The sequence below is a fragment of the Escherichia sp. E1V33 genome (assembly GCF_004211955.1).
Classification (GTDB): domain Bacteria; phylum Pseudomonadota; class Gammaproteobacteria; order Enterobacterales; family Enterobacteriaceae; genus Escherichia.
Map to the genome: position 1 here is coordinate 13,011 of NZ_RHJI01000019.1, position 26,352 is coordinate 39,362.

At 51.4% G+C, this 26,352-nt stretch carries 22 protein-coding genes, 7 tRNA genes and 2 pseudogenes; 25 read left to right on the top strand and 6 right to left on the bottom strand.

The annotated features are described in order from the left end of the window. The first annotated feature begins 17 nt into the window (after window positions 1–17). The 3 genes from fldA (at window position 18) to fur (ending at window position 1,283) form a co-directional block, all read left to right on the top strand. On the top strand, window positions 18–548 hold the full coding sequence (fldA, locus tag D9742_RS16745) for a flavodoxin FldA (protein ID WP_010346538.1): 531 nt from the start codon (window positions 18–20) through the stop codon (window positions 546–548). A 209-nt stretch (window positions 549–757) separates the two neighbouring features. Continuing rightward, window positions 758–844, top strand: a complete 87-nt coding sequence (uof, locus tag D9742_RS16750) for a fur leader peptide (protein WP_010380762.1) — start codon at window positions 758–760, stop codon at window positions 842–844. Continuing rightward, entirely contained in the window at window positions 837–1,283 is a 447-nt protein-coding gene (fur, locus tag D9742_RS16755; RefSeq protein WP_130237635.1) for a ferric iron uptake transcriptional regulator, read from the top strand. The genes uof and fur overlap by 8 nt, the downstream gene beginning before the upstream one ends. A gap of 439 nt (window positions 1,284–1,722) precedes the next feature. Here fur and chiQ read toward each other — a convergent pair whose 3' ends face one another. Then, on the bottom strand, window positions 1,723–2,055 hold the full coding sequence (gene chiQ, locus D9742_RS16760; protein ID WP_001515975.1) for a ChiQ/YbfN family lipoprotein: 333 nt from the start codon (window positions 2,053–2,055) through the stop codon (window positions 1,723–1,725). 49 nt (window positions 2,056–2,104) lie between these two features. Continuing rightward, a complete protein-coding gene (chiP, locus tag D9742_RS16765) occupies window positions 2,105–3,511 on the bottom strand; it encodes a chitoporin (RefSeq protein ID WP_130237636.1) in 1,407 nt (468 codons plus the stop codon). 410 nt (window positions 3,512–3,921) lie between these two features. On the opposite strand from chiP, the pseudogene D9742_RS23710 reads away from it, so the two are divergent. Next, window positions 3,922–4,023 (top strand): annotated as a pseudogene (locus tag D9742_RS23710) (hypothetical protein); the annotation flags it as partial. A gap of 58 nt (window positions 4,024–4,081) precedes the next feature. Here D9742_RS23710 and glnS read toward each other — a convergent pair. Further along, window positions 4,082–5,746, bottom strand: a complete 1,665-nt coding sequence (gene glnS / locus D9742_RS16770; RefSeq protein ID WP_130237637.1) for a glutamine--tRNA ligase — start codon at window positions 5,744–5,746, stop codon at window positions 4,082–4,084. Window positions 5,747–5,949: 203 nt separating this feature from the next. Then, on the bottom strand, window positions 5,950–7,896 hold the full coding sequence (nagE, locus tag D9742_RS16775; RefSeq protein ID WP_130237638.1) for a PTS N-acetyl glucosamine transporter subunit IIABC: 1,947 nt from the start codon (window positions 7,894–7,896) through the stop codon (window positions 5,950–5,952). A 333-nt stretch (window positions 7,897–8,229) separates the two neighbouring features. On the opposite strand from nagE, the gene nagB reads away from it, so the two are divergent. From nagB to nagD, 4 genes are all read left to right on the top strand, one after another. Continuing rightward, a complete protein-coding gene (nagB, locus tag D9742_RS16780) occupies window positions 8,230–9,030 on the top strand; it encodes a glucosamine-6-phosphate deaminase (protein WP_001237072.1) in 801 nt (266 codons plus the stop codon). Between the two features lie 62 nt (window positions 9,031–9,092). Beyond that, complete coding sequence (gene nagA / locus D9742_RS16785; RefSeq protein ID WP_130237639.1) at window positions 9,093–10,241, top strand: N-acetylglucosamine-6-phosphate deacetylase; 1,149 nt, start codon at window positions 9,093–9,095, stop codon at window positions 10,239–10,241. An 8-nt stretch (window positions 10,242–10,249) separates the two neighbouring features. Continuing rightward, window positions 10,250–11,470 (top strand): DNA-binding transcriptional regulator NagC, encoded by a 1,221-nt coding sequence (gene nagC, locus D9742_RS16790; RefSeq protein ID WP_130237640.1) that lies wholly within the window; start codon window positions 10,250–10,252, stop codon window positions 11,468–11,470. A gap of 47 nt (window positions 11,471–11,517) precedes the next feature. After that, entirely contained in the window at window positions 11,518–12,270 is a 753-nt protein-coding gene (gene nagD / locus D9742_RS16795; RefSeq protein WP_000153129.1) for a ribonucleotide monophosphatase NagD, read from the top strand. A gap of 50 nt (window positions 12,271–12,320) precedes the next feature. Here nagD and D9742_RS23715 read toward each other — a convergent pair. Further along, a pseudogene (locus D9742_RS23715) lies at window positions 12,321–12,419 on the bottom strand (hypothetical protein); the annotation flags it as partial. Between the two features lie 247 nt (window positions 12,420–12,666). Between D9742_RS23715 and asnB the strand changes: the two are divergent. The 8 genes from asnB (at window position 12,667) to D9742_RS16835 (ending at window position 15,413) form a co-directional block, all read left to right on the top strand. Beyond that, window positions 12,667–14,331, top strand: coding sequence for an asparagine synthase B (gene asnB, locus D9742_RS16800; RefSeq protein WP_130237641.1), 1,665 nt, complete (start codon window positions 12,667–12,669; stop codon window positions 14,329–14,331). Window positions 14,332–14,709: 378 nt separating this feature from the next. Further along, window positions 14,710–14,786: transfer RNA gene (locus D9742_RS16805), tRNA-Met, on the top strand. A gap of 8 nt (window positions 14,787–14,794) precedes the next feature. Beyond that, window positions 14,795–14,879, top strand: a tRNA-Leu gene (locus D9742_RS16810). A gap of 23 nt (window positions 14,880–14,902) precedes the next feature. Continuing rightward, window positions 14,903–14,977: transfer RNA gene (locus D9742_RS16815), tRNA-Gln, on the top strand. Window positions 14,978–15,011: 34 nt separating this feature from the next. After that, window positions 15,012–15,086: transfer RNA gene (locus D9742_RS16820), tRNA-Gln, on the top strand. A 15-nt stretch (window positions 15,087–15,101) separates the two neighbouring features. Continuing rightward, window positions 15,102–15,178, top strand: a tRNA-Met gene (locus tag D9742_RS16825). A gap of 48 nt (window positions 15,179–15,226) precedes the next feature. Beyond that, a tRNA-Gln gene (locus tag D9742_RS16830) sits at window positions 15,227–15,301 on the top strand. Between the two features lie 37 nt (window positions 15,302–15,338). Further along, window positions 15,339–15,413 (top strand) — tRNA-Gln (locus D9742_RS16835). 147 nt (window positions 15,414–15,560) lie between these two features. Here D9742_RS16835 and ubiF read toward each other — a convergent pair. Then, on the bottom strand, window positions 15,561–16,736 hold the full coding sequence (ubiF, locus tag D9742_RS16840; RefSeq protein WP_130237642.1) for a 3-demethoxyubiquinol 3-hydroxylase: 1,176 nt from the start codon (window positions 16,734–16,736) through the stop codon (window positions 15,561–15,563). A gap of 145 nt (window positions 16,737–16,881) precedes the next feature. Here ubiF and miaB point away from each other — a divergent pair, with 145 nt between their 5' ends. The 9 genes from miaB (at window position 16,882) to gltL (ending at window position 26,282) form a co-directional block, all read left to right on the top strand. Beyond that, the gene (gene miaB, locus D9742_RS16845) at window positions 16,882–18,306 is read left to right on the top strand and encodes a tRNA (N6-isopentenyl adenosine(37)-C2)-methylthiotransferase MiaB (protein ID WP_000162740.1); all 1,425 of its coding nucleotides are present in this window, start codon (window positions 16,882–16,884) and stop codon (window positions 18,304–18,306) included. Between the two features lie 327 nt (window positions 18,307–18,633). Beyond that, entirely contained in the window at window positions 18,634–19,674 is a 1,041-nt protein-coding gene (locus D9742_RS16850; protein ID WP_001018040.1) for a PhoH family protein, read from the top strand. Beyond that, window positions 19,671–20,138, top strand: a complete 468-nt coding sequence (ybeY, locus tag D9742_RS16855; RefSeq protein WP_130237643.1) for an rRNA maturation RNase YbeY — start codon at window positions 19,671–19,673, stop codon at window positions 20,136–20,138. Before D9742_RS16850 ends, ybeY begins: the two co-directional genes overlap by 4 nt. 89 nt (window positions 20,139–20,227) lie before the next feature. Beyond that, window positions 20,228–21,106 (top strand): CNNM family magnesium/cobalt transport protein CorC, encoded by an 879-nt coding sequence (corC, locus tag D9742_RS16860; protein WP_001278605.1) that lies wholly within the window; start codon window positions 20,228–20,230, stop codon window positions 21,104–21,106. Between the two features lie 24 nt (window positions 21,107–21,130). Further along, on the top strand, window positions 21,131–22,669 hold the full coding sequence (gene lnt, locus D9742_RS16865; protein WP_130237644.1) for an apolipoprotein N-acyltransferase: 1,539 nt from the start codon (window positions 21,131–21,133) through the stop codon (window positions 22,667–22,669). Window positions 22,670–23,064: 395 nt separating this feature from the next. Further along, the gene (gltI, locus tag D9742_RS16870; protein ID WP_130237645.1) at window positions 23,065–23,973 is read left to right on the top strand and encodes a glutamate/aspartate ABC transporter substrate-binding protein GltI; all 909 of its coding nucleotides are present in this window, start codon (window positions 23,065–23,067) and stop codon (window positions 23,971–23,973) included. 169 nt (window positions 23,974–24,142) lie between these two features. Beyond that, window positions 24,143–24,883: a glutamate/aspartate ABC transporter permease GltJ gene (gene gltJ / locus D9742_RS16875; RefSeq protein WP_000020941.1), complete on the top strand. Its 741-nt coding sequence runs from the start codon at window positions 24,143–24,145 to the stop codon at window positions 24,881–24,883. After that, window positions 24,883–25,557, top strand: coding sequence for a glutamate/aspartate ABC transporter permease GltK (gene gltK / locus D9742_RS16880; RefSeq protein ID WP_000272828.1), 675 nt, complete (start codon window positions 24,883–24,885; stop codon window positions 25,555–25,557). Before gltJ ends, gltK begins: the two co-directional genes overlap by 1 nt. Beyond that, window positions 25,557–26,282 (top strand): glutamate/aspartate ABC transporter ATP-binding protein GltL, encoded by a 726-nt coding sequence (gene gltL / locus D9742_RS16885; protein ID WP_000631384.1) that lies wholly within the window; start codon window positions 25,557–25,559, stop codon window positions 26,280–26,282. Before gltK ends, gltL begins: the two co-directional genes overlap by 1 nt. The last annotated feature ends 70 nt before the right edge of the window (window positions 26,283–26,352 follow it).

The window sequence follows — 26,352 nt, forward strand, 5'->3', positions numbered from 1 at the left end:
AAGAGGTTATTTCACTCATGGCTATCACTGGCATCTTTTTCGGCAGCGACACCGGTAATACCGAAAATATCGCAAAAATGATTCAAAAACAGCTTGGTAAAGACGTTGCCGATGTCCATGACATTGCAAAAAGCAGCAAAGAAGATCTGGAAGCTTATGACATTCTTCTGCTGGGCATCCCAACCTGGTACTATGGCGAAGCACAGTGTGACTGGGACGACTTCTTCCCAACTCTCGAAGAGATTGATTTCAATGGTAAACTGGTTGCGCTGTTTGGCTGTGGCGACCAGGAAGATTACGCAGAATACTTCTGCGACGCCTTAGGCACCATTCGTGACATCATTGAACCGCGCGGCGCGACCATCGTCGGTCACTGGCCAACTGCGGGCTACCATTTCGAAGCATCAAAAGGTCTGGCGGATGATGACCACTTTGTCGGCCTGGCTATCGACGAAGACCGTCAGCCAGAACTGACCGCCGAACGTGTAGAAAAATGGGTAAAACAAATTTCTGAAGAACTGCATCTCGACGAAATTATCAATGCCTGATGTACTGCGGCGTAGACTCATGTCTACGCCGTATTAATAGATAATGCCAATCAAAATAATTGCTACAAATTTGTAACTTTTGCCGGTGTGCCTGTACAATGTCCCGGTATTCAAGTGGCCTTGCCAACGTAAATGTAAGCTATGCCACGTTTTTATTAACAATATTTGCCAGGGACTTGTGGTTTTCATTTAGGCGTGGCAAATCTATAATGATACGCATTATCTCAAGAGCAAATTCTGTCACTTCTTTTAATGAAGTGAACCGCTTAGTAACAGGACAGATTCCGCATGACTGATAACAATACCGCCCTAAAGAAAGCTGGCCTGAAAGTAACGCTTCCACGTTTAAAAATCCTGGAAGTTCTTCAGGAGCCGGACAACCATCACGTCAGTGCGGAAGATTTATACAAACGTCTGATCGATATGGGTGAAGAAATTGGTCTGGCTACGGTATATCGCGTACTGAACCAGTTTGACGACGCCGGTATCGTCACCCGCCACAATTTTGAAGGCGGTAAATCCGTATTTGAACTGACCCAACAACATCACCACGATCACCTGATCTGCCTCGACTGCGGAAAGGTTATCGAATTTAGTGATGAATCTATCGAAGCGCGTCAGCGTGAAATCGCCGCGAAGCATGGCATTCGCCTGACTAACCATAGTCTCTATCTTTATGGTCACTGCGCCGAAGGCGACTGCCGCGAAGATGAGCGCGCACACGAAGGCAAATAAGTCAGCCTGAATGAGAAAAAGCCAACCTGCGGGTTGGCTTTATATTATTGGCATAGTGCGATTTGTTCGTGCCGGATGCGGCGTGAACGCCTTATCCAGCCTACAAATCATCTCAAATTCAATATATTGCTTAAAAAGGTAGGCCTGATAAGCGCAGCGCATCAGGCAAATTGGCGTTTGCCATAAGTCTCAAGCCAACCTGCGGGTTGGCTTTATATTATTGGCATAGTGCAATTTGCTCGTGCCGGATGCGGCGTGAACGCCTTATCCGGCCTACAAATCACTCAAATTCAATATATTGCATAAAAAGGTAGGCCTGATAAGCGCAGCGCATCAGGCAAATTGGCGTTTGCCATAAGTCTCAAGCCAACCTGCGGGTTGGCTTTTTTACACAAGGGAAATAAGAAAAGCGAGAGTTACAGCCCTCGCTTTTTTATCTTTACTGCGTTGCGTTATTACTGCGAATTTCCTGCCAAACCTTATCACAATCGGCTTTCACCGCCTGGTCATTGCCGGTTTGCGTTGCCTGAATGCACTGCTGATAATCCAGCACACGGACACTTTCCTGCTCGGCAAATTGCTGATGTTGTTTCTCTTTCTTCAGCACGTTTAACACGCTCTGACAGGCTTCAATTTTTTCTGGCGAGCCTTGCGCGGTGTTGATACAGGCGCTGTATGCCTCTTTCAGGCGGCTGTCTTCCTGTGGCGCGGTTGATTGCGCACAAGCCACCAAACCCGATGCCATCATGGCGATGAGAATCAGTTTTTTCATAGCGAATTCCTCAAACATGCGGCAGGCAAAAAACCTGCCGCGTCGGGCATCAGAAAATGGTGAACGGAGCGATAACCATAAATTTCACGTCACGCTCATCCTGGAAGATGTTGCCGTAACCGCCGCCCCAGCTTGGGATGTCGGAGTGGTTGTCGTATTCGGTGAAGTGCAGTTTGAACATCGTGCCCTTGGCACGACCGTCCTGAATGGTGTAGACCGCATCCAGGCTGTATGCAGACTCTTCAATAGTCCGGTTCTTGTCGTAGTACGCATCCGGGCTGCTCTGCCAGGTAGCCGGTTTCGCATCCCACGCATAAACATAAGAAGCGCCGATGGCGAATCCTGGAAGATTCCAGTTTTTCAGGTCATACATCGCACCAAAGAAGACCGCTTTTTCGCCGTTGGCGTTAAAGTCAGAGCGGTTATCCCACCAGATATCCAGGCGACCGTTCGAGGAAGCGTAGGTTGGGGTCATACGTTGCAGGAAGTACCCCTGCTGCCCATCGGCTTTTACCCAGGTGCCTTCCAGGCGCAAGTCCACCACGTCAGCCGCCCGGTAACCAAAGGTCAACGCCTGCAGCCAGGCGGTGCCGTCGTAAAGATCGTTGACGCTGCGATCGTCAACTTTATCGCGCGTACCGTAGAACTGATAGCTGGTGGTTAGCGGGCTACCGGCGATATCAAATTTGTAACTGGCTTTGGCAAAATATTGATCGATATAACCTTCCGCCTGACCAAACGCCGCTTCCAGTACGAAGTTATTTTTGAAGTCGTATTTCGCACCGATGGAGTGCAGATAATCAACTTTGGTAGTTTTATCGTTCTGATAAAACTCATCCATTTCCAGATGCCACGGCGCTTTGTATTCGTTGGTCCACATGTAGGAGAAACTCAACGCACCTGCATCGCCGTAATCAAAATTCGCCCCGGCTTCCGCACCCTGATAAGTACCCGGCATAAAGCTCCAGTGCGGCGCTAACAGCGTTTGACCAGTTGGCTGAATGTAACCTGCCCTCGCCCACACCGGACCGTATTTAAATTTGGCCGCGGCTTTATACAGGCTTATACCACTTTTATCGCCGGACCAGTCTTCGTCATAGGCTTTATTACTTTTTGAAAACGCGATTTCGTTCGGGTGAGAGCTGTCGCCGTTTTCCGCCATTTCAATCGCCGTAAACGCGGCAATATCAAGGCCGAACATATCAGCAGCATAACCGGACTGAAAATCGAGGTTGGCGTTCCAGGTGGAGTGAGAAAGGTTGGTTTTGTATTTGTCGCCGTCGGTAACATCTTTACGGTCACGTTCACGCTGCCAGTAATAGATACCGCCGGTTAAGGTTGAATCGTCGATGAATCCTTCGGCGCGAGCCTCCGGCATTGCCACCAGGCCCGACATTGCTGTAACACCGGCGATAGCCAGCGCCAGCGTACTACGTTTGCCACTAAACGTACGCATGGGTTAATCCTCTTTGACGTATAAATTGCTGCACCAAGGGTGAACAGCGAAAAAAATAAAAATTAAAAAAGTAGCGTTGAGAAAAGTCTCGCTGACTACAGGAATAGACTATTTTTCGCGACGCGAATTATCAATCTCTTTCTGTAACCAGAATGTAATAACATGAGCAACCGCACATATTTTGATGATTTTTGTTACAAGGTTTACGTGCGCACCAGGCGAGCGTGTAGATGAAAAAATATGTGGCTTTCCAGTAAGATGAAAGCGGTTACATTTTAATTAATTATTATTTGTGTTTTTAAATTTGTTTTATGGATAAATTACGAGACGGAATTAATTCGCGATGATAAGCAGAAAAAACGCCGCTGAACGCGGCGCTTGGGATTGCTGACAAAGTGCGCTTTGTTTATGCCGGATGCGGCGTAAACGCCTTATCCGGCCTACAAAAGCACACAAATTCAATATATTGCAGAGGGCACGTAGGCCTGATAAGCGTAGCGCATCAGGCAATTTAGTGTTTGTAGGTTTCTTGCCGGATGCGGCGTAAACGCTCTATCCGGCAACTTAAACTTACTCGCCAACTTTCGCCCAGGTATCACGCAGACCAACGGTGCGGTTAAATACCGGTTTTTCCGCTGTGGAATGGCGGCTGTCGAGGCAGAAGTAGCCTTCACGCTCAAACTGGAATGCTTTGCCTGCTACCGCGTCTTTCAGAGACGGTTCAGCAAAGCCCTGTTTGATGACCAGAGAATCCGGGTTAATCACCGACAGGAAATCATCCGCAGCACCTGGGTTCGGCACGCTGAACAGACGATCGTACAGGCGGATTTCAACCGGCAGCGCATGTGCCGCACTTACCCAGTGAATAACGCCTTTTACTTTACGACCATCGGCCGGATCTTTGCTTAAAGTGTCGGCGTCATAAGTACAGAAGATGGTGGTGATATTGCCTTCGGCATCTTTCTCCACCCGTTCCGCTTTAATCACGTAAGCATTACGCAGACGCACTTCTTTTCCCAGCACCAGACGCTTGTACTGCTTGTTAGCTTCTTCGCGGAAATCGGCGCGATCGATCCAAATCTCACCGCTAAACGGCACCTGACGGCTGCCCATTTCCGGTTTGTTCGGATGGTTCGGCATGGTGACCATTTCGCCTTCGCCCTGATAGTTTTCGATAACCAGTTTCACCGGATCGATAACTGCCATTGCGCGCGGTGCGTTTTCGTTGAGATCTTCACGAATGCAGGATTCCAGCGATGCCATCTCAATGGTGTTGTCCTGCTTGGTCACGCCGATGCGTTTGCAGAACTCACGAATAGAAGCCGCAGTGTAACCACGACGACGCAGACCGGAAATGGTCGGCATACGCGGGTCATCCCAGCCTTCAACGTGCTTGTCGGTCACCAGCAGGTTCAGCTTACGCTTGGACATCACGGTGTATTCCAGATTCAGGCGCGAGAATTCGTACTGGCGCGGATGAACAGGAATGGTGATGTTGTCCAGTACCCAGTCGTACAGACGACGGTTGTCCTGGAACTCCAGCGTGCACAGAGAGTGCGTAATGCCTTCCAGCGCATCGCTGATGCAGTGGGTGAAGTCGTACATCGGGTAGATGCACCACTTGTTGCCGGTCTGGTGGTGTTCAGCAAATTTAATGCGGTACAGCACCGGATCGCGCATCACGATAAACGGTGAAGCCATGTCGATTTTCGCACGCAGGCAGGCTTTACCTTCTTCAAAACCGCCGGTACGCATTTTCTCGAACAGCGCCAGGTTCTCTTCAACGCTACGATCGCGGTACGGGCTGTTTTTACCAGGCTGCGTCAGGGTGCCGCGGTATTCGCGGATCTGTTCCGGCGTCAGTTCATCAACGTACGCCAGGCCTTTATTGATCAGTTCGATCGCATAGGCGTGGAGCTGATCAAAATAATCGGAGGAGTAACGGACGTTACCAGACCAGTGAAAACCTAACCACTCAACGTCGTTTTTGATCGAATCGACATACTCGATATCTTCTTTTACCGGGTTAGTGTCGTCGAAACGCAGGTTGCACTGGCCTTTATAGTCCTGGGCGATCCCGAAGTTCAGGCAGATAGATTTCGCATGGCCAATATGCAGATAGCCATTCGGCTCCGGCGGGAAACGGGTGTGTACTGTGGTGTGCTTACCACTGGCCAGATCTTCATCGATGATCTGACGGATAAAGTTAGTCGGGCGGGCTTCTGCCTCACTCATCGTGGATTCCTCAAAGCGTAAACAACGTATAACGGCGTATGATCTTATAAGCGAGACAGACTGACAACTGTTAGTTAGAGAAAATCGAAAAATCTAACAAAGATTATGGGGATGATTGATGAAAAAAAAAGCGGCAGAGAAGATCTCCACCGCTTGTCATTGTTGGATGCGACGCTTAAGCGTCGCATCAGGCATAAAGCAGATTACTTTTTGATTTCATACAGCGGTGTTTGCCCCGCCACAACATGGCCCTGAGCTTTAATGATCAAGCCGCTGAAATCGTCGATATTGCTGCAAACCACCGGGCTAATCATCGAGCGGGCGTTAGCGTTCAGGTAATCCAGATCCATTTCCAGAATCGGTTGCCCAGCGCTCACCTGCGCGCCCTCTTCCACCAGACGTTTAAAGCCTTTACCTTCCAGCGCTACGGTGTCGATACCCATGTGAACGACAATCTCCGCGCCTTTTTCGGTTTCCAGGCAGAACGCGTGGTTGGTGTTGAAGATTTTCACGATTGTTCCTGCGGCTGGTGATACGACGATTTTATCTGTCGGTTTGACAGCCACACCGTCACCCACCGCTTTGCTGGCGAATGCTTCGTCAGGAACCTGATCCAGTGCGACCACATCACCGGTAATCGGCGATACCAGCTCCGCGATAGATACTGCGTTCGGTACGGCCTGCGGTTTCGCTGCCGGAGCTGCAGTTTCTGAAACAGCTTCAGCTGACGCAGCTGCTACCGGACCACGGGCAACGACTTTCTTCATCGCATCGCCGATGGATTCTGCTTTTGCACCAACAATCACCTGAATAGTCTGTTTGTTCAGTTTCACCACACCAGAGGCACCCAGACGTTTACACATTGCATCGTTGACGCGAGCTGAGTCAGCCACAGTCAAGCGCAGACGAGTAATACAGGCGTCAATCGCTTTTAGATTGTCACTACCACCAACTGCCGCAATGTAGTTGGTTGCCAGTTGAGTTAAACCTTCTTCGGTATTGCTGTTAGCTTCTTCAGTAACGATCTCGTCATCTTTATCTTCACGACCCGGCGTTTTCAGGTTGAACATGCGGATAACCACACTGAACACCACAAAGTAGATAGCGAAGAAGACAACGCCCATCACCAGCAGCATCCAGACGTTCTGGCTGGCGGCCGGCAGGTTATACATCAACGCGTAGTCGATAGCCCCCGCAGAGAAGGAGAAGCCCGCGTGGATCCCCAGCAGCGTTGCCACAAACAGGCTGATACCGGTCAGCAGTGCGTGCAGGAGATACAGCAGCGGCGCAAGGAACATGAACAGGAATTCCAGCGGCTCGGTCACACCGGTCAGGAATGCGGTGATAGCAACAGAAAGCAGCATACCGCCAACCATCGGACGGCGCTCTTTCGGTGCTGCGAAGTACATCGCCAGCGCCGCACCCGGCAGACCAAACATCATGATCGGGAAGAAGCCGGACATGAACATCCCCGCAGTGCCGTCACCCGCATAGAAGCGGTTGATGTCACCGTGGAAAACCGTACCCGCCGCGTTGGTGAATTCACCAATCTGGAACCAGGCGATGGTGTTCAGTACCTGATGCAGACCGGTTGGGATCAGCAGACGGTTGATGAAGCCGAAGATACCGGAACCCAGCGCGCCCGCAGAAACGATCCATTCGCCACCTGCATGAATAGCGTGCTGCACCGGTGGCCAGACGTAACCAAAAATGGCCGCCAGCACCAGACAGAAGAAACCAGTGGCAATCGGTACAAAACGTTTTCCGCCGAAGAAGCTGAGGAAGTCCGGCAGTTTAATATCCGACCAACGGTTATAGGCGGCACCACCGACCAGACCGGTAATGATACCAGCCAGAACACCCATGTTAATTTCTGGGTTGATGGTCACCATCGCTTTAGTTAACACAAAGTAACCAACCGCACCTGCCAGCGCCGCTGCACCTGCACTGTCTTTGGACCAACTGGAGGCCACGCCGATCGCAAAGATCAGCGCCAGGTTGTCGAAAATCGCGCCGCCTGCCTGGGCAATAAACGCAACATTTAGTAAATCTGGCTGGCCGAATCGCAGCAACAGTGCCGCCACCGGCAGCACCGCGATAGGGAGCTGTAACGCCCTACCGAGTCGCTGGAAAAAACCTAAAATATTCATCTTATTCCCCCTACGAGAACCCTATTTGGCTCATTTAGCGCCGTATTTTTATTTTGCTGCAAACTGTACTGCCGATGTTCTGTAATCATATTGTTAGATCATCTGCTACAGAGTGTGTGAAAATTTAATTCGTTCCGCAAATTAAAAGCGTGTCTTTTGTGAGTTTTGTCACCAAATATCGTTATCATCACTCCCTTTTACTGGCTAAACCAGAAAACTTATTTTATCATTCAAAAAATCAGGTCGGATTGACGCCTGTCTGCGCAAATCCAGGTTACGCTTAAAGATGCCTAATCCGCCAACGGCTTACTTTTTACTTACTTGAGGTGAATAATGAGACTGATCCCCCTGACTACCGCTGAACAGGTCGGCAAATGGGCTGCTCGCCATATCGTCAATCGTATTAATGCGTTCAAACCGACAGCCGATCGCCCGTTTGTGCTTGGCCTGCCGACTGGCGGCACGCCGATGACCACCTATAAAGCGTTAGTCGAAATGCATAAAGCAGGCCAGGTCAGCTTTAAGCACGTTGTCACCTTCAACATGGACGAATATGTCGGTCTGCCGAAAGAGCATCCGGAAAGCTACTACAGTTTTATGCACCGTAACTTCTTCGATCACGTTGATATTCCAGCAGAAAACATCAACCTTCTCAACGGCAATGCCCCAGATATCGACGCCGAATGCCGCCAGTATGAAGAAAAAATCCGCTCTTACGGTAAAATCCACCTGTTTATGGGCGGTGTAGGTAACGATGGCCACATTGCATTTAACGAACCAGCCTCTTCTCTTGCCTCTCGCACCCGTATTAAAACCCTGACACATGACACTCGCGTCGCAAACTCTCGTTTCTTTGATAACGATGTTAATCAGGTGCCAAAATATGCGCTGACCGTAGGTGTGGGTACACTGCTGGATGCCGAAGAAGTGATGATTCTGGTACTGGGCAGCCAGAAAGCTCTGGCACTGCAGGCTGCCGTTGAAGGTTGCGTTAACCACATGTGGACCATCAGCTGTCTGCAGCTGCATCCGAAAGCCATCATGGTGTGCGATGAACCTTCCACCATGGAGCTGAAAGTTAAGACTTTAAGATATTTCAATGAATTAGAAGCAGAAAATATCAAAGGTCTGTGATTGTTATCCCTGCCCTGACGCCTTGCTCAGGGCATTATTATTTTTGAAATCGGGGGGTCGGAATGTATGCATTAACCCAGGGCCGGATTTTTACCGGTCATGAATTTCTTGATGACCATGCGGTTGTTATCGCTGATGGCCTGATTAAAAGCGTCTGCCCAGTAGCGGAACTACTGCCAGAGATCGAACAACGTTCACTGAACGGGGCCATTCTCTCCCCCGGTTTTATCGATGTGCAGTTAAACGGCTGCGGCGGCGTGCAGTTCAACGATACCGCTGAAGCGGTCAGCGTGGAAACGCTGGAAATCATGCAGAAAGCCAATGAGAAATCAGGCTGCACTAACTATTTGCCGACACTTATCACCACCAGCGATGACCTGATGAAACAGGGCGTTCGCGTGATGCGTGAGTACCTGGCTAAACATCCGAATCAGGCGTTAGGTTTGCACCTGGAAGGCCCGTGGCTGAATCTGGTGAAAAAAGGTACCCATAATCCGAATTTCGTACGTAAGCCGGATGCCGCACTGGTCGATTTCCTGTGCGAAAACGCCGATGTCATTACCAAAGTGACGCTTGCCCCGGAAATGGTTCCAGCAGAAGTCATCAGCAAACTGGCAAATGCCGGAATTGTGGTGTCTGCCGGTCACTCCAACGCAACGTTAAAAGAAGCGAAAGCCGGTTTCCGCGCAGGCATAACCTTTGCCACCCATCTGTACAACGCGATGCCGTATATTACGGGCCGTGAGCCGGGTCTGGCGGGCGCGATCCTCGACGAAGCAGATATTTATTGCGGTATTATCGCTGATGGCCTGCATGTTGATTACGCTAACATTCGCAACGCCAAACGTCTGAAAGGCGACAAACTGTGTCTGGTCACTGACGCGACTGCGCCAGCAGGTGCCAACATTGATCAGTTCATTTTTGCGGGTAAAACAATATACTACCGCAACGGACTTTGTGTGGATGAGAACGGTACGTTAAGCGGTTCATCCTTAACCATGATTGAAGGCGTGCGTAATCTGGTCGAACATTGCGGTATCGCACTGGATGAAGTGCTGCGTATGGCGACGCTCTATCCGGCGCGTGCGATTGGCGTTGAAAAACGTCTCGGCACTCTCGCCGCAGGTAAAGTGGCCAACCTGACCGCATTCACACCTGATTTTAAAATCACCAGGACCATCGTTAACGGTAACGAGGTCGTAACCCAATAAGAGAAAGTATGACACCAGGCGGACAAGCTCAGATAGGTAATGTTGATCTCGTAAAACAGCTTAACAGCGCGGCGGTTTATCGCCTGATTGACCAGCATGGGCCAATCTCGCGAATTCAGATTGCTGAGCAAAGCCAGCTTGCCCCCGCCAGCGTAACCAAAATTACGCGTCAGCTTATCGAACGCGGGCTGATCAAAGAAGTTGATCAGCAGGCCTCCACCGGGGGCCGCCGCGCTATCTCTATCGTCACCGAAACCCGCGCTTTCCACGCTATCGGCGTACGTCTCGGTCGCCACGATGCCACCATCACTCTGTTCGATCTCAGCAGTAAAGTGCTGGCAGAAGAACATTATCCGCTACCAGAGCGTACCCAACAGACGCTGGAACATGCCCTGCTGAATGCCATTGCTCAGTTTATTGATAACCACCAGCGCAAGCTGCGGGAGCTGATCGCCATTTCAGTGATCCTGCCAGGGCTGGTCGACCCGGACAGCGGCAAGATTCACTACATGCCGCATATTCAGGTAGAAAACTGGGGGCTGGTAGAAGCACTGGAAGAACGTTTTAAAGTGACCTGTTTCGTCGGTCACGATATCCGTAGTCTGGCGCTGGCAGAGCACTACTTCGGTGCAAGTCAGGATTGTGAAGACTCCATTCTGGTGCGTGTGCATCGCGGAACCGGGGCCGGGATTATCTCTAACGGGCGCATTTTTATTGGTCGCAACGGCAACGTCGGTGAAATTGGTCATATTCAGGTCGAACCGCTGGGTGAACGCTGCCACTGCGGCAACTTCGGCTGCCTGGAAACTATCGCAGCCAACGCGGCCATTGAACAGCGAGTGCTGAATCTGTTAAAGCAGGGCTATCAGAGCCGTGTACCGCTGGATGACTGTACTATCAAAACAATCTGCAAAGCCGCAAACAAAGGCGACAGCCTGGCGTCGGAAGTGATTGAGTATGTCGGTCGTCATCTGGGCAAAACCATCGCCATCGCTATCAACTTATTTAATCCGCAAAAAATTGTCATTGCCGGTGAGATAACCGAAGCCGATAAAGTGCTGCTCCCTGCTATTGAAAGCTGCATTAATACCCAGGCGCTGAAGGCGTTTCGCACTAATCTGCCAGTGGTACGTTCTGAGCTGGATCACCGCTCGGCAATCGGCGCTTTTGCGCTGGTAAAACGCGCCATGCTCAACGGTATTTTGCTCCAGCATTTGCTGGAAAATTAATGTGCTTTTATAGTGGCGCTTATTGTTGTCAATATTCTGGGTAGTCCATGACCATTAAAAATGTAATTTGCGATATCGACGGCGTGCTGATGCACGATAACGTCGCCGTACCGGGTGCAGCGGAGTTTTTGCACGGGATTATGGATAAAGGCCTGCCGCTGGTGTTGCTGACCAACTATCCTTCGCAGACCGGGCAAGATCTGGCAAACCGCTTTGCCACTGCGGGTGTCGATGTGCCGGACAGCGTGTTTTATACCTCCGCGATGGCGACCGCCGATTTCCTGCGTCGTCAGGAAGGCAAAAAGGCGTATGTGGTAGGCGAAGGCGCGCTGATTCATGAGCTGTACAAAGCCGGTTTCACTATTACCGATGTGAACCCTGATTTTGTGATTGTTGGCGAAACGCGTTCCTACAACTGGGACATGATGCATAAAGCGGCGTATTTCGTCGCAAACGGCGCACGCTTTATCGCCACCAACCCGGATACTCACGGACGCGGTTTTTATCCAGCCTGTGGCGCACTGTGCGCAGGCATTGAGAAAATCTCCGGGCGCAAACCGTTCTATGTTGGTAAACCCAGCCCGTGGATCATCCGCGCGGCATTAAACAAAATGCAGGCGCACTCGGAAGAAACGGTGATTGTCGGCGATAACCTGCGCACCGATATTCTGGCAGGCTTCCAGGCGGGTCTGGAGACGATTCTGGTACTCTCTGGTGTTTCATCGCTTGACGATATCGACAGCATGCCATTCCGCCCCAGTTGGATTTACCCATCGGTCGCTGAAATCGACGTTATCTGAATATCAACCACGTCTGCGGACGTGGTTGGTTCTGATGACAAACGCCAAATTGCCTGATGCGCTACGCTTATCAGGCCTACGCTGCCCCTGCAATATATTGAATTTTCATGCTTTTGCAGGCCGGATAAGGCGTTCACGCCGCATCCGGCATGAACAAATCGCACTTTGTCAGCAATTCGGCCCCCGTAAAATATAACCATTCAATAAAACCCGCTAAAAATTATCGAATCATCAATAAACACGCCGCCATAACCCACGTTTTTTCATCAATCAGCAATCGCCATTACGTTTTTTATTTTTCCACTGCCAAATCGCTTGCGCACAGTGCTGCTTTGCGGCATTTTTTTAAACAAGCAAACACAACAAGCAGCAAACACCAGGTTAACGGAGAAGGTTATGTGTTCAATTTTTGGCGTATTCGATATCAAAACAGACGCAGTTGAACTGCGTAAAAAAGCACTCGAGCTGTCACGCCTGATGCGTCATCGCGGCCCGGACTGGTCCGGTATTTATGCCAGCGATAACGCCATTCTCGCCCACGAACGTCTGTCAATTGTTGACGTTAACGCGGGTGCACAACCTCTCTACAACCAACAAAAAACTCATGTGCTGGCGGTAAACGGTGAAATCTACAACCACCAGGCACTGCGCGCCGAGTATGGCGATCGTTACCAGTTCCAGACAGGGTCTGACTGCGAAGTGATCCTCGCGCTGTATCAGGAAAAAGGGCCGGAGTTTCTCGACGATTTGCAGGGTATGTTCGCCTTTGCCCTGTATGACAGCGAAAAAGATGCATATCTGATTGGTCGCGACCATCTGGGGATCATCCCACTGTATATGGGCTATGACGAACATGGTCAGCTGTATGTGGCCTCAGAAATGAAAGCCCTGGTGCCGGTATGCCGCACGATTAAAGAGTTCCCGGCGGGGAGCTATATGTGGAGTCAGGACGGCGAAATCCGTTCTTATTATCATCGCGACTGGTTCGACTACGATGCGGTGAAAGATAACGTGACCGACAAAAACGAACTGCGTCAGGCGCTGGAAGATTCCGTGAAAAGCCATCTGATGTCTGACGTGCCTTACGGTGTGCTGCTTTCTGGTGGTCTGGATTCCTCAATCATTTCCGCTATCACCAAGAAATACGCTGCTCGTCGCGTGGAAGATCAGGAACGATCTGAAGCCTGGTGGCCGCAGTTGCACTCCTTTGCCGTAGGTCTGCCAGGTTCTCCTGACCTGAAAGCAGCCCAGGAAGTGGCAAACCATCTGGGCACGGTGCATCACGAAATTCACTTCACTGTACAGGAAGGTCTGGATGCCATCCGCGACGTGATTTACCACATCGAAACGTATGATGTGACCACTATTCGCGCTTCAACACCGATGTATTTAATGTCGCGTAAGATCAAGGCGATGGGCATTAAAATGGTGCTGTCCGGTGAAGGTTCTGACGAAGTGTTTGGTGGTTATCTTTACTTCCACAAAGCGCCGAACGCCAAAGAACTGCATGAAGAGACAGTGCGTAAACTGCTGGCCCTGCATATGTATGACTGCGCCCGTGCCAACAAAGCGATGTCAGCCTGGGGCGTGGAAGCGCGCGTTCCGTTCCTCGACAAAAAATTCCTTGATGTGGCGATGCGCATTAACCCACAGGATAAAATGTGCGGTAACGGCAAAATGGAAAAACACATCCTGCGTGAATGTTTTGAGTCATACCTACCTGCAAGCGTGGCCTGGCGGCAGAAAGAGCAGTTCTCCGATGGCGTCGGTTACAGTTGGATCGACACCCTGAAAGAAGTGGCAGCGCAGCAGGTTACCGATCAACAGCTCGAAACTGCCCGCTTCCGCTTCCCGTACAACACGCCTACCTCAAAAGAAGCGTATCTGTACAGGGAAATCTTTGAAGAACTGTTCCCGCTTCCGAGCGCCGCTGAGTGCGTGCCGGGCGGTCCTTCCGTCGCTTGTTCTTCCGCTAAAGCGATCGAATGGGATGAAGCGTTCAAAAAAATGGACGATCCGTCTGGTCGCGCGGTTGGCGTTCACCAGTCGGCGTATAAGTAAGAAATGCGAAACAGCCCCGGTTAAATCCGGGGCGTTTTTTGTTATTGAGGAGTCTGTTGATTCTGATACGCGGTAAGGAAATGTTCCGGATTTGCCACATCGCTGTTTGACAACTCATCACTGTAGTCCAGTATTTCATAGATTAATTTCCCGGCACTATTGTTGAATTCCGAATTTCATTCTCTATGACAAACGAACTGCTGCAGGTTGTAGAAAAAACACAAAGTAAACAATAATTGACGAATATAGCGCCACGCTGTTCGCAACCTAACCAAACAGTCACTTTCGAGCAATTTTCCTTGAAAAAGAGGTTGACGCTGCAAGGCTCTATACGCATAATGCGCCCCGCAACGCCGATAAGGTATCGCGAAAAAAGATGGCTACGTAGCTCAGTTGGTTAGAGCACATCACTCATAATGATGGGGTCACAGGTTCGAATCCCGTCGTAGCCACCATCTTTTTTGCGGGAGTGGCGAAATTGGTAGACGCACCAGATTTAGGTTCTGGCGCCGCAAGGTGTGCGAGTTCAAGTCTCGCCTCCCGCACCATTCACCAGAAAGCGTTGTACGGATGGGGTATCGCCAAGCGGTAAGGCACCGGTTTTTGATACCGGCATTCCCTGGTTCGAATCCAGGTACCCCAGCCATCTTCTTCGAGTAAGCGGTTCACCGCCCGGTTAATGGGGTATCGCCAAGCGGTAAGGCACCGGTTTTTGATACCGGCATTCCCTGGTTCGAATCCAGGTACCCCAGCCATCGAAGAAATAATCTGGCTACGTAGCTCAGTTGGTTAGAGCACATCACTCATAATGATGGGGTCACAGGTTCGAATCCCGTCGTAGCCACCAAATTCTGAATCTGTCGAATAGATTCGGCAAATTCAAAAACAAATTTGTTGGGGTATCGCCAAGCGGTAAGGCACCGGATTCTGATTCCGGCATTCCGAGGTTCGAATCCTCGTACCCCAGCCAATCTATTCAAGACGCTTACTTTGTAAGTGCGCCCTGTTGGGGTATCGCCAAGCGGTAAGGCACCGGATTCTGATTCCGGCATTCCGAGGTTCGAATCCTCGTACCCCAGCCACATTAAAAAAGCTCGCTTCGGCGAGCTTTTTGCTTTTCTGTGACCCGTCCTGAATAGCGTTGACACGTCTTATCCTTCAATGTCGGATGCGACGCTGCCGCGTCTTATCCGACCTACGGTTGGCACGCATCCGGCAATGTTGTAAGGCTACAACCCTAACGCATATTTCAGCGCCTGACGCTTCAACACGCCAGCACGCTCCGCCGCCATTAACCCGAGATTACGCACAAAACGCAGCGGCGGCAGATTATTACTGAATCCGGCATAAAACAGATCCATACCGCTTTGCATAATGAAGTTATCCGCCATACGCCGCATCTGGTAACGTTTGAGGATCGGATAACTGGCCCACGCTTCGCCATAGCTGCGGGCGTTCACCAGAACATCAATCAGGGCATCGACATCACGATAACCAAGATTCACCCCCTGCCCCGCCAGCGGATGGATGGTGTGCGCGGCATCACCCACCAGCGCAAGCCCCGGCTGCACATACTGCAACGCATGGCGGCGCGTCAGCGGAAACGCACCTGCGGCAAGCGGCGTCACGTAACCCAGACGCGACGGGAAATGCTTCGCGATTTCCGCCTGTAGCTGCGCCATATTCATATTCTGCAACTGGCGAATACGTGCCGGAGAGTCATACCACACCAGCGATGCCCAGTTATCAAACAGCGGCAAAAACGCGCGCGGCCCGTCCGGGGTAAACTGTTGCCAGGTGCTATCGCCAGGATCGTTCTCACACTGTACGCTAATCAACATACACGACTGCGCATACTGCCAGGCATGGACGCCAATTCCCGCCATTTGCCGCACCTGCGAATTTGCCCCGTCGGCACCAATCACAAGCTTCGCGCGAATCACTTCACCGCCCTTCAGTTCCAGCTCCTGAAGATCATTATGGCGATGAAGCGCAATCAGCGAGGTTGGCACACGTAACGTTACTTTCGGATGCACTTCCAGTGCCTGCCACAACGCCTGTTGCAGGACAGTGTTTTCTACCATATAGCCAAGCAGCGGCAACTTTAATTCGGCTGCATCAAACACCACATGCGCCGTTTCCCACTCCCAGGTTTCCAGTCTGCGATAAGGATGGCAACGCATGGCCTGTACCGCGTCCCAGACACCTAAACCTTTAAGCAGAGACACCGACGCGGCGCTGATCGCTGAGATCCGCACATCCGGCTGGCTGTCAGCGACAAACGGCGCAGGTTCTGCGTGCTCGATCACCGTTACCGAAAATCCGTGCTGTGCCAGCCCCAGCGCCAGTGCGCCGCCGACCATTCCTCCGCCGACAATGGCAATTTCCGTTGGTTGATTTGTCATGGTCAATTATCCTGTTAGCAATATGCTTTAAGTTTACAGGATTTTTACCCCCAAGGGCTGATAACGCTCATACTGGTCACAACGGCAGCAAAGCATTACACTATGCGCCCTGCATTCCTGGCTACTATTTCGCAAGAGCAAGTCGATGACCAAAAAACTCCATATTAAAACCTGGGGCTGTCAGATGAACGAGTACGATTCATCGAAGATGGCCGATCTGCTGGATGCCACCCACGGCTATCAACTGACCGACGTGGCGGAAGAAGCGGATGTGCTGCTGCTGAACACCTGCTCAATCCGCGAGAAGGCTCAGGAAAAAGTCTTCCATCAGTTGGGTCGCTGGAAACTGTTAAAAGAGAAGAATCCAGACCTGATTATCGGCGTCGGTGGCTGCGTGGCATCGCAAGAAGGCGAGCACATTCGCCAGCGCGCCCACTATGTCGATATTATTTTTGGGCCGCAAACGCTGCACCGTCTGCCGGAGATGATCAACTCCGTGCGCGGCGACCGCAGCCCGGTTGTAGATATCAGCTTCCCGGAAATCGAGAAGTTTGACCGTCTGCCGGAACCGCGCGCCGAAGGGCCGACCGCGTTTGTCTCCATCATGGAAGGCTGCAATAAATATTGCACCTACTGCGTGGTGCCTTACACCCGTGGTGAAGAGGTAAGCCGTCCGTCCGACGATATTCTGTTTGAGATTGCCCAGCTTGCAGCTCAGGGCGTGCGTGAAGTCAACCTGCTCGGTCAAAACGTGAACGCCTGGCGTGGTGAAAACTACGACGGCACCACTGGATCGTTTGCCGATCTGCTGCGTCTGGTTGCCGCCATCGACGGGATCGATCGTATTCGCTTTACCACCAGCCATCCGATCGAATTCACCGACGATATCATCGAAGTGTACCGCGACACGCCGGAGCTGGTGAGCTTCCTGCATCTGCCGGTACAGAGCGGTTCCGATCGCATTCTGAACCTGATGGGCCGTACCCATACGGCGCTGGAGTACAAAGCGATCATCCGTAAACTGCGTGCGGCGCGTCCGGATATTCAGATCAGTTCTGACTTCATCGTCGGCTTCCCTGGTGAAACCACCGAAGACTTCGAGAAAACCATGAAGTTGATTGCCGACGTCAATTTCGACATGAGCTACAGCTTTATCTTCTCCGCACGTCCGGGTACGCCAGCCGCCGATATGGTTGATGATGTTCCGGAAGAAGAGAAGAAGCAGCGTCTGTATATTCTGCAAGAGCGCATTAACCAGCAGGCGATGGCATGGAGCCGCCGGATGCTCGGCACCACCCAGCGTATTCTGGTAGAAGGGACTTCACGTAAGAGCATCATGGAGCTTTCCGGGCGTACCGAAAATAACCGCGTGGTCAACTTCGAGGGCACGCCAGATATGATCGGTAAATTCGTCGATGTAGAAATTACTGACGTCTACCCGAACTCCCTGCGCGGTAAAGTGGTGCGTACTGAAGACGAAATGGGTCTGCGCGTTGCAGAAACACCGGAATCGGTGATTGCCCGTACCCGTAAAGAAAATGACCTGGGCGTGGGTTATTATCAGCCGTAATTTTCAGGTCCGCCGATCTGGTAAGTTTTGAGACTGACGACAAATGCAAATTACCTGATGCGCTACGCTTATCAGGCCTACATGATTCCAGCAATATATTGAATTCGCATGAATTTGTAGGCCGGATAAGGCGTTTACGCCGCATCCGGCATGAACAGCACGCACTTCGTCAATAATCACAGGCCCGCCGTTCCGGTGGGCCTTGTTTTTTCTCTGTTTATCCCCATCTTTATCGCAATGCTTGCGCCTTTTTCCTGTGGCGTGAATAATTTCCTTATAGGCCGGTGAATGTTCAGCTTCCGGCGGCATACAGATAAGAGGAACGGTTTGAACATAGACACTCGCGAAATCACCCTGGAGCCAGCAGACAACGCGCGTCTGTTGAGCCTGTGCGGCCCGTTTGATGACAACATCAAGCAGCTCGAACGCCGTCTCGGCATCGAGATCAATCGCCGCGATAACCACTTTAAACTGACTGGCCGTCCGATTTGCGTCACCGCCGCGGCAGACATTCTGCGCAGCTTGTATGTCGATACCGCCCCAATGCGCGGTCAGATTCAGGATATCGAACCGGAACAGATCCACCTTGCGATTAAAGAAGCGCGAGTGCTGGAACAAAGCGCAGAAAGCGTGCCGGAGTACGGCAAAGCGGTCAATATCAAGACCAAACGCGGCGTAATTAAGCCGCGCACGCCAAACCAGGCGCAGTACATTGCCAATATTCTCGACCATGACATTACCTTCGGCGTTGGCCCGGCGGGTACGGGTAAAACCTACCTGGCAGTGGCTGCAGCAGTTGATGCCCTGGAGCGTCAGGAAATTCGCCGTATTCTGCTGACTCGTCCGGCGGTCGAAGCCGGTGAGAAACTGGGCTTCCTGCCTGGCGATTTAAGCCAGAAAGTAGACCCGTATCTGCGCCCACTGTACGACGCGCTGTTTGAAATGCTTGGCTTTGAGAAAGTCGAGAAACTGATTGAGCGCAACGTTATTGAAGTCGCGCCGCTGGCCTATATGCGTGGTCGTACGCTGAACGACGCGTTTATTATTCTCGATGAGAGCCAGAACACCACCATCGAACAGATGAAGATGTTCCTGACCCGTATCGGTTTTAACTCAAAAGCGGTTATCACCGGCGACGTCACACAGATCGACCTGCCGCGTAATACTAAATCAGGCTTACGTCATGCCATCGAAGTGCTGGCCGATGTCGAAGAGATCAGCTTTAACTTCTTCCACAGCGAAGACGTGGTTCGTCACCCGGTGGTGGCGCGTATCGTTAACGCCTATGAAGCCTGGGAAGAAGCCGAACAAAAACGTAAAGCAGCGCTGGCGGCAGAACGCAAGCGCGAAGAACAGGAACAAAAATGAGTCAGGTGATCCTCGATTTACAACTGGCATGTGAAGATAACTCCGGGCTACCGGAAGAAAGCCAGTTTCAGACATGGCTGAATGCGGTGATCCCGCAGTTTCAGGAAGAGTCAGAAGTGACCATTCGCCTGGTCGATACCGCCGAAAGCCACGATCTTAATCTGACTTATCGCGGTAAAGATAAGCCAACCAACGTGCTCTCCTTCCCGTTTGAAGCACCGCCGGGCATGGAAATGCCGCTGCTGGGCGATCTGGTTATCTGCCGTCAGGTCGTTGAACAAGAAGCCAAGGAGCAAGGCAAACCGCTTGAAGCGCACTGGGCGCATATGGTGGTACACGGCAGTCTGCATTTGTTAGGTTACGATCACATCGAAGATGACGAAGCAGAGGAGATGGAAGCCCTCGAAACAGAGATTATGCTTGCTCTGGGCTATGAGGATCCGTACATTGCCGAGAAAGAATAATTTGCCAGCCATTTGACTGGTAAACGTCCCCGCCGTTGGTGATTAACGACGGCGTTTTGATTAACTAACATGAGAACCCATACGACGCCATGAGCGACGACAATTCACACAGTAGTGACACGATAAGCAACAAGAAGGGATTTTTCTCCCTGTTACTCAGCCAACTTTTCCACGGTGAACCGAAAAACCGTGACGAACTGCTGGCGCTGATCCGTGATTCCGGGCAGAACGACCTTATCGACGAAGATACGCGCGATATGCTCGAAGGGGTGATGGACATCGCAGACCAACGCGTTCGCGACATCATGATCCCCCGCTCCCAGATGATTACCCTGAAACGCAACCAGACGCTGGACGAATGCCTTGATGTCATCATCGAGTCCGCCCACTCACGTTTCCCGGTGATTAGCGAAGACAAAGATCACATTGAAGGGATTCTGATGGCGAAAGACTTGCTGCCGTTTATGCGCAGCGATGCTGAAGCCTTCAGCATGGACAAAGTGTTACGTCAGGCGGTTGTCGTTCCTGAAAGTAAGCGCGTAGACCGGATGCTGAAAGAGTTTCGCTCTCAGCGTTACCACATGGCGATCGTCATTGACGAATTCGGTGGGGTTTCCGGTCTGGTGACCATTGAAGACATCCTGGAACTGATTGTTGGTGAGATTGAAGACGAGTATGACGAAGAAGATGATATCGACTTCCGTCAGCTGAGTCGTCATACCTGGACCGTGCGCGCACTGGCTTCCATTGAAGATTTCAACGAAGCGTTCGGCACCCACTTTAGCGATGAAGAGGTTGACACTATCGGTGGTCTGGTGATGCAGGCATTTGGGCATCTTCCGGCGCGTGGCGAAACTATCGACATCGACGGTTACCAGTTCAAAGTGGCGATGGCCGATAGTCGGCGTATTATTCAGGTTCATGTCAAAATCCCGGATGACTCACCCCAGCCGAAGCTGGATGAATAAAACCGAAACTGGATAGATAACTACATGGCTTTTGCCTCATTAATTGAACGCCAGCGCATTCGCCTGCTGCTGGCGTTATTATTCGGTGCCTGCGGAACGCTGGCCTTCTCTCCTTACGACGTCTGGCCTGCGGCGATTATTTCGCTGATGGGGCTTCAGACGCTGACCTTTAACCGCCGTCCACTTCAGTCTGCCGCTATTGGCTTTTGCTGGGGATTTGGCCTGTTTGGCACCGGTATTAACTGGGTCTATGTCAGTATCGCGACCTTTGGCGGAATGCCTGGCCCGGTTAACATCTTCCTGGTGGTACTGCTGGCGGCGTATCTGTCGCTGTATACCGGACTGTTTGCTGGCGTGCTGTCGCGACTGTGGCCGAAAACCACCTGGCTGCGCGTGGCGATTGCCGCCCCTGCCCTCTGGCAAGTGACCGAGTTTCTGCGCGGTTGGGTGCTAACTGGTTTCCCATGGTTGCAGTTCGGCTATAGCCAGATTGACGGGCCGTTAAAAGGACTGGCACCGATAATGGGTGTGGAAGCCATTAACTTCCTGTTGATGATGGTAAGTGGCCTGCTGGCGCTGGCGCTGGTTAAACGCAACTGGCGTCCGCTGGTGGTAGCCGTCGTGCTGTTTGCCCTTCCCTTCCCGCTGCGTTACATCCAGTGGTTTACCCCACAACCGGAGAAAACCATTCAGGTTTCGATGGTTCAGGGCGATATTCCGCAATCGCTGAAGTGGGATGAAAGCCAGCTTCTTAATACGTTGAAGATTTACTACAACGCGACGGCACCGCTGATGGGCAAATCGTCGCTGATTATCTGGCCGGAGTCAGCGATAACCGATCTGGAAATTAATCAGCAACCGTTACTCAAAGAACTGGACGGCATGCTGCGCGAGAACGGGAGTTCGCTGATCACCGGGATTGTCGACGCGCGCCTCAATAAGCAGAACCGCTACGATACCTACAACACCATCATCACGCTGGGTAAAGGTGCGCCGTACAGCTACGAATCAGCCGATCGCTATAACAAAAACCATCTGGTGCCGTTTGGCGAGTTTGTTCCGCTGGAGTCGATTCTGCGTCCGTTAGCACCGTTCTTTGATCTGCCGATGTCATCGTTCAGCCGTGGGCCATATATCCAGCCGCCGCTGTCGGCAAATGGTATTGAGCTTACTGCGGCTATTTGCTACGAGATCATTCTCGGCGAGCAAGTGCGCGATAACTTCCGCCCGGATACCGACTATCTGCTGACTATCTCCAACGATGCGTGGTTTGGTAAGTCTATTGGTCCATGGCAGCACTTCCAGATGGCGCGAATGCGTGCGCTGGAGCTGGCGCGCCCACTGTTGCGCAGCACCAACAACGGCATTACGGCGGTGATTGGCCCGCAGGGTGAGATTCAGGCGATGATCCCGCAGTTCACCCGCGAGGTGTTAACCACTAACGTGACGCCGACCACCGGACTCACACCATACGCACGTACCGGCAACTGGCCGCTGTGGGTGCTGACGGCACTGTTTGGTTTTGCTGCTGTGTTGATGAGTCTGCGTCAGCGACGTAAATAATCCCTTCTTATCGTGCCGGAATACATCCCGTATTTCGGCACGCTTGCCGGATGCGGCATGCACACCTTTTCCGCCTTCACCGTTCTTCTGTCCATTTCTGGCACATCTATTGCTTTGTTATACAAGGCAAACCCTGAACCGGCATTAGCGCAACCTGGTTGCACCACAGCAATCCATCGGTAGCACCAAAAGAGTGCATTTTAAGAATTTTGCTTCGGAATGGTGCGGCGCATCTCGCAAAAACAAACAATAAAACAGCATTATCTTTACATTTAGCCAAACTAAATGTTACCTAACAAGCACAACACTGCACAATAAAGTTGCAGATGATAACAACACAAACACTCACAACGGGTATCCATGCGTTTTTAACGCAGAAGATAAAGGAGTTGGATATGCAATTACGTAAACCTGCCACAGCAATCCTGGCCCTGGCGCTTTCCGCAGGCCTGGCACAGGCAGATGACGCCGCCCCGGCAGCAGGTAGTACTCTGGACAAAATCGCTAAAAACGGCGTGATTGTCGTCGGTCACCGTGAATCTTCGGTGCCTTTCTCTTATTACGACAATCAGCAAAAAGTGGTGGGTTATTCACAGAATTACTCCAACGCCATTGTTGAAGCAGTGAAAAAGAAACTTAACAAACCGGACTTGCAGGTGAAACTGATTCCGATCACCTCACAAAACCGTATTCCGCTGCTGCAAAACGGCACTTTCGATTTTGAATGTGGTTCTACCACCAACAACCTCGAACGCCAGAAACAGGCGGCTTTCTCCGACACTATTTTCGTGGTCGGGACGCGTCTTCTGACCAAAAAAGGCGGCGATATTAAAGATTTTGCCGACCTGAAAGACAAAGCCGTCGTAGTCACTTCCGGCACCACCTCTGAAGTTCTGCTCAACAAACTGAATGAAGAGCAAAAAATGAACATGCGCATCATCAGCGCCAAAGACCACGGTGACTCTTTCCGCACCCTGGAAAGCGGCCGCGCTGTTGCCTTTATGATGGATGACGCTCTGCTGGCCGGTGAACGTGCGAAAGCGAAGAAACCAGACAACTGGGAAATCGTCGGCAAGCCGCAGTCTCAGGAAGCCTACGGTTGCATGCTGCGTAAAGACGACCCGCAGTTCAAAAAGCTGATGGATGACACCATCGCTCAGGTGCAGACCTCCGGTGAAGCGGAAAAATGGTTTGATAAGTGGTTCAAAAATCCAATTCCGCCGAAAAACCTGAACATGAATTTCGAACTGTCGGACGAAATGAAAGCACTGTTCAAAGAACCGAATGACAAGGCACTGAACTAATTACAAGAACCAGGGGCGGAAATTCCAGCCCTCTCGATTGTTACGTAGCACGGACAGACTATACGCCTGATGGTCGTTCCCCATCGGGCCTGAAAACCGCAATACGCTGGGTAACAATCTTCGAGGGTAGCAGTTAACGCTGCTACCCTCTTTTTTCTGGAGTAGATTTATGTCTATAGACTGGAACTGGGGTATTTTTTTACAACAAGCCCCGTTCGGCAACACCACCTATCTTGGTTGGATCTGGAGTGGTTTTCAGGTGACGATCGCTTTGTCGATCTGCGCCTGGATTATCGCTTTCCTCGTCGGTTCATTTTTCGGCATTTTACGTACCGTTCCAAACCGTTTTCTCTCCGGTCTGGGTACGTTGTATGTCGAACTGTTCCGCAACGTGCCGTTGATTGTGCAATTCTTTACCTGGTATCTGGTGATCCCGGAGCTGCTGCCAGAGAAAATCGGCATGTGGTTTAAGGCCGAGCTGGATCCCAATATTCAGTTTTTCCTTTCATCCATGCTCTGCCTGGGGCTGTTTACCGCCGCCCGTGTTTGCGAACAGGTACGCGCCGCTATTCAGTCGCTGCCGCGTGGGCAAAAAAATGCCGCGCTGGCGATGGGTCTGACGCTACCGCAGGCTTACCGCTACGTACTGCTGCCTAATGCTTATCGCGTTATCGTCCCGCCGATGACTTCCGAGATGATGAACCTGGTGAAAAACTCCGCCATCGCCTCGACCATCGGTCTTGTTGATATGGCGGCGCAGGCGGGTAAATTGCTCGACTACTCGGCTCACGCCTGGGAGTCGTTTACCGCCATCACGCTGGCGTATGTGTTGATTAACGCTTTTATCATGCTGGTGATGACGCTGGTTGAACGTAAAGTTCGCCTGCCCGGCAATATGGGGGGCAAATAATGTACGAGTTTGACTGGAGTTCCATTGTCCCTTCCCTGCCATATCTGCTCGACGGGCTGGTAATCACCCTAAAAATCACCGTCACGGCAGTCGTGATTGGTATTTTGTGGGGCACCATGCTGGCGGTGATGCGCTTGTCCAGTTTTGCGCCTGTTGCCTGGTTTGCCAAAGCCTACGTTAACGTGTTCCGTTCGATCCCACTGGTGATGGTACTGTTGTGGTTTTACCTGATTGTGCCGGGTTTTCTGCAAAACGTGCTGGGATTATCGCCGAAAACCGATATCCGTTTAATTTCTGCGATGGTGGCGTTTTCGATGTTTGAAGCGGCCTACTATTCAGAGATTATCCGCGCCGGTATTCAAAGTATTTCTCGTGGTCAGTCGAGCGCCGCTCTGGCGTTGGGAATGACTCACTGGCAGTCGATGAAACTGATTATTCTGCCGCAGGCGTTCCGCGCGATGGTGCCGCTGCTGCTCACTCAGGGCATCGTACTGTTTCAGGATACCTCACTGGTGTATGTGTTATCTCTGGCCGATTTCTTCCGTACCGCCTCAACCATTGGTGAGCGTGATGGTACGCAGGTTGAGATGATCCTGTTTGCCGGATTTGTTTATTTCGTTATTAGCCTTAGCGCGTCGTTGTTGGTCAGCTACTTGAAAAGAAGGACAGCATAATGATTACCCTGAAAAATGTTTCAAAATGGTATGGTCACTTTCAGGTGCTGACCGACTGCTCAACCGAAGTGAAAAAAGGCGAAGTGGTAGTGGTTTGCGGCCCGTCTGGTTCCGGCAAATCAACGCTGATTAAAACCGTCAACGGCCTTGAACCGGTGCAGCAAGGTGAAATCACCGTTGATGGCATCGTGGTTAACGATAAGAAAACCGATCTGGCAAAGCTACGTTCCCGCGTCGGCATGGTGTTCCAGCATTTTGAACTGTTCCCCCATCTGTCGATTATCGAAAACCTGACCCTGGCGCAGGTGAAAGTGCTTAAACGCGATAAAGCGCCTGCGCGTGAAAAGGCCCTGAAACTACTGGAGCGCGTGGGGCTTTCCGCACATGCCAATAAGTTTCCGGCGCAGCTTTCCGGCGGTCAGCAGCAGCGTGTGGCAATCGCTCGCGCGCTGTGTATGGATCCTATTGCCATGCTTTTCGACGAACCAACGTCGGCGCTGGACCCGGAGATGATCAACGAAGTGCTGGACGTGATGGTCGAACTGGCGAACGAAGGAATGACCATGATGGTGGTGACCCACGAAATGGGCTTTGCCCGTAAAGTGGCGAATCGGGTGATCTTTATGGACGAGGGTAAAATTGTCGAAGACTCGCCGAAAGACGCTTTCTTCGATGATCCGAAATCGGACCGCGCAAAAGACTTCCTCGCGAAAATCCTGCACTAATCCTTCTGGCGCGCATACCCAGGTGCGCGCCATCTCACGCTTTATCGTTTCGGCCCTCGTATCTGTTACA

Bases quoted from the DNA above. Each gene is read 5' to 3' on its own strand.
- fldA (WP_010346538.1), top strand. From the start codon at position 18: ATGGCTATCACTGGCATCTTTTTCGGCAGCGACACCGGTAATACCGAA.
- uof (WP_010380762.1), top strand. From the start codon at position 758: ATGATACGCATTATCTCAAGAGCAAATTCTGTCACTTCTTTTAATGAA.
- fur (WP_130237635.1), top strand. From the start codon at position 837: ATGACTGATAACAATACCGCCCTAAAGAAAGCTGGCCTGAAAGTAACG.
- chiQ (WP_001515975.1), bottom strand. From the start codon at position 2,055: ATGAAAAAACTGATTCTCATCGCCATGATGGCATCGGGTTTGGTGGCT.
- chiP (WP_130237636.1), bottom strand. From the start codon at position 3,511: ATGCGTACGTTTAGTGGCAAACGTAGTACGCTGGCGCTGGCTATCGCC.
- glnS (WP_130237637.1), bottom strand. From the start codon at position 5,746: ATGAGTGAGGCAGAAGCCCGCCCGACTAACTTTATCCGTCAGATCATC.
- nagE (WP_130237638.1), bottom strand. From the start codon at position 7,896: ATGAATATTTTAGGTTTTTTCCAGCGACTCGGTAGGGCGTTACAGCTC.
- nagB (WP_001237072.1), top strand. From the start codon at position 8,230: ATGAGACTGATCCCCCTGACTACCGCTGAACAGGTCGGCAAATGGGCT.
- nagA (WP_130237639.1), top strand. From the start codon at position 9,093: ATGTATGCATTAACCCAGGGCCGGATTTTTACCGGTCATGAATTTCTT.
- nagC (WP_130237640.1), top strand. From the start codon at position 10,250: ATGACACCAGGCGGACAAGCTCAGATAGGTAATGTTGATCTCGTAAAA.
- nagD (WP_000153129.1), top strand. From the start codon at position 11,518: ATGACCATTAAAAATGTAATTTGCGATATCGACGGCGTGCTGATGCAC.
- asnB (WP_130237641.1), top strand. From the start codon at position 12,667: ATGTGTTCAATTTTTGGCGTATTCGATATCAAAACAGACGCAGTTGAA.
- ubiF (WP_130237642.1), bottom strand. From the start codon at position 16,736: ATGACAAATCAACCAACGGAAATTGCCATTGTCGGCGGAGGAATGGTC.
- miaB (WP_000162740.1), top strand. From the start codon at position 16,882: ATGACCAAAAAACTCCATATTAAAACCTGGGGCTGTCAGATGAACGAG.
- ybeY (WP_130237643.1), top strand. From the start codon at position 19,671: ATGAGTCAGGTGATCCTCGATTTACAACTGGCATGTGAAGATAACTCC.
- corC (WP_001278605.1), top strand. From the start codon at position 20,228: ATGAGCGACGACAATTCACACAGTAGTGACACGATAAGCAACAAGAAG.
- lnt (WP_130237644.1), top strand. From the start codon at position 21,131: ATGGCTTTTGCCTCATTAATTGAACGCCAGCGCATTCGCCTGCTGCTG.
- gltI (WP_130237645.1), top strand. From the start codon at position 23,065: ATGCAATTACGTAAACCTGCCACAGCAATCCTGGCCCTGGCGCTTTCC.
- gltJ (WP_000020941.1), top strand. From the start codon at position 24,143: ATGTCTATAGACTGGAACTGGGGTATTTTTTTACAACAAGCCCCGTTC.
- gltK (WP_000272828.1), top strand. From the start codon at position 24,883: ATGTACGAGTTTGACTGGAGTTCCATTGTCCCTTCCCTGCCATATCTG.
- gltL (WP_000631384.1), top strand. From the start codon at position 25,557: ATGATTACCCTGAAAAATGTTTCAAAATGGTATGGTCACTTTCAGGTG.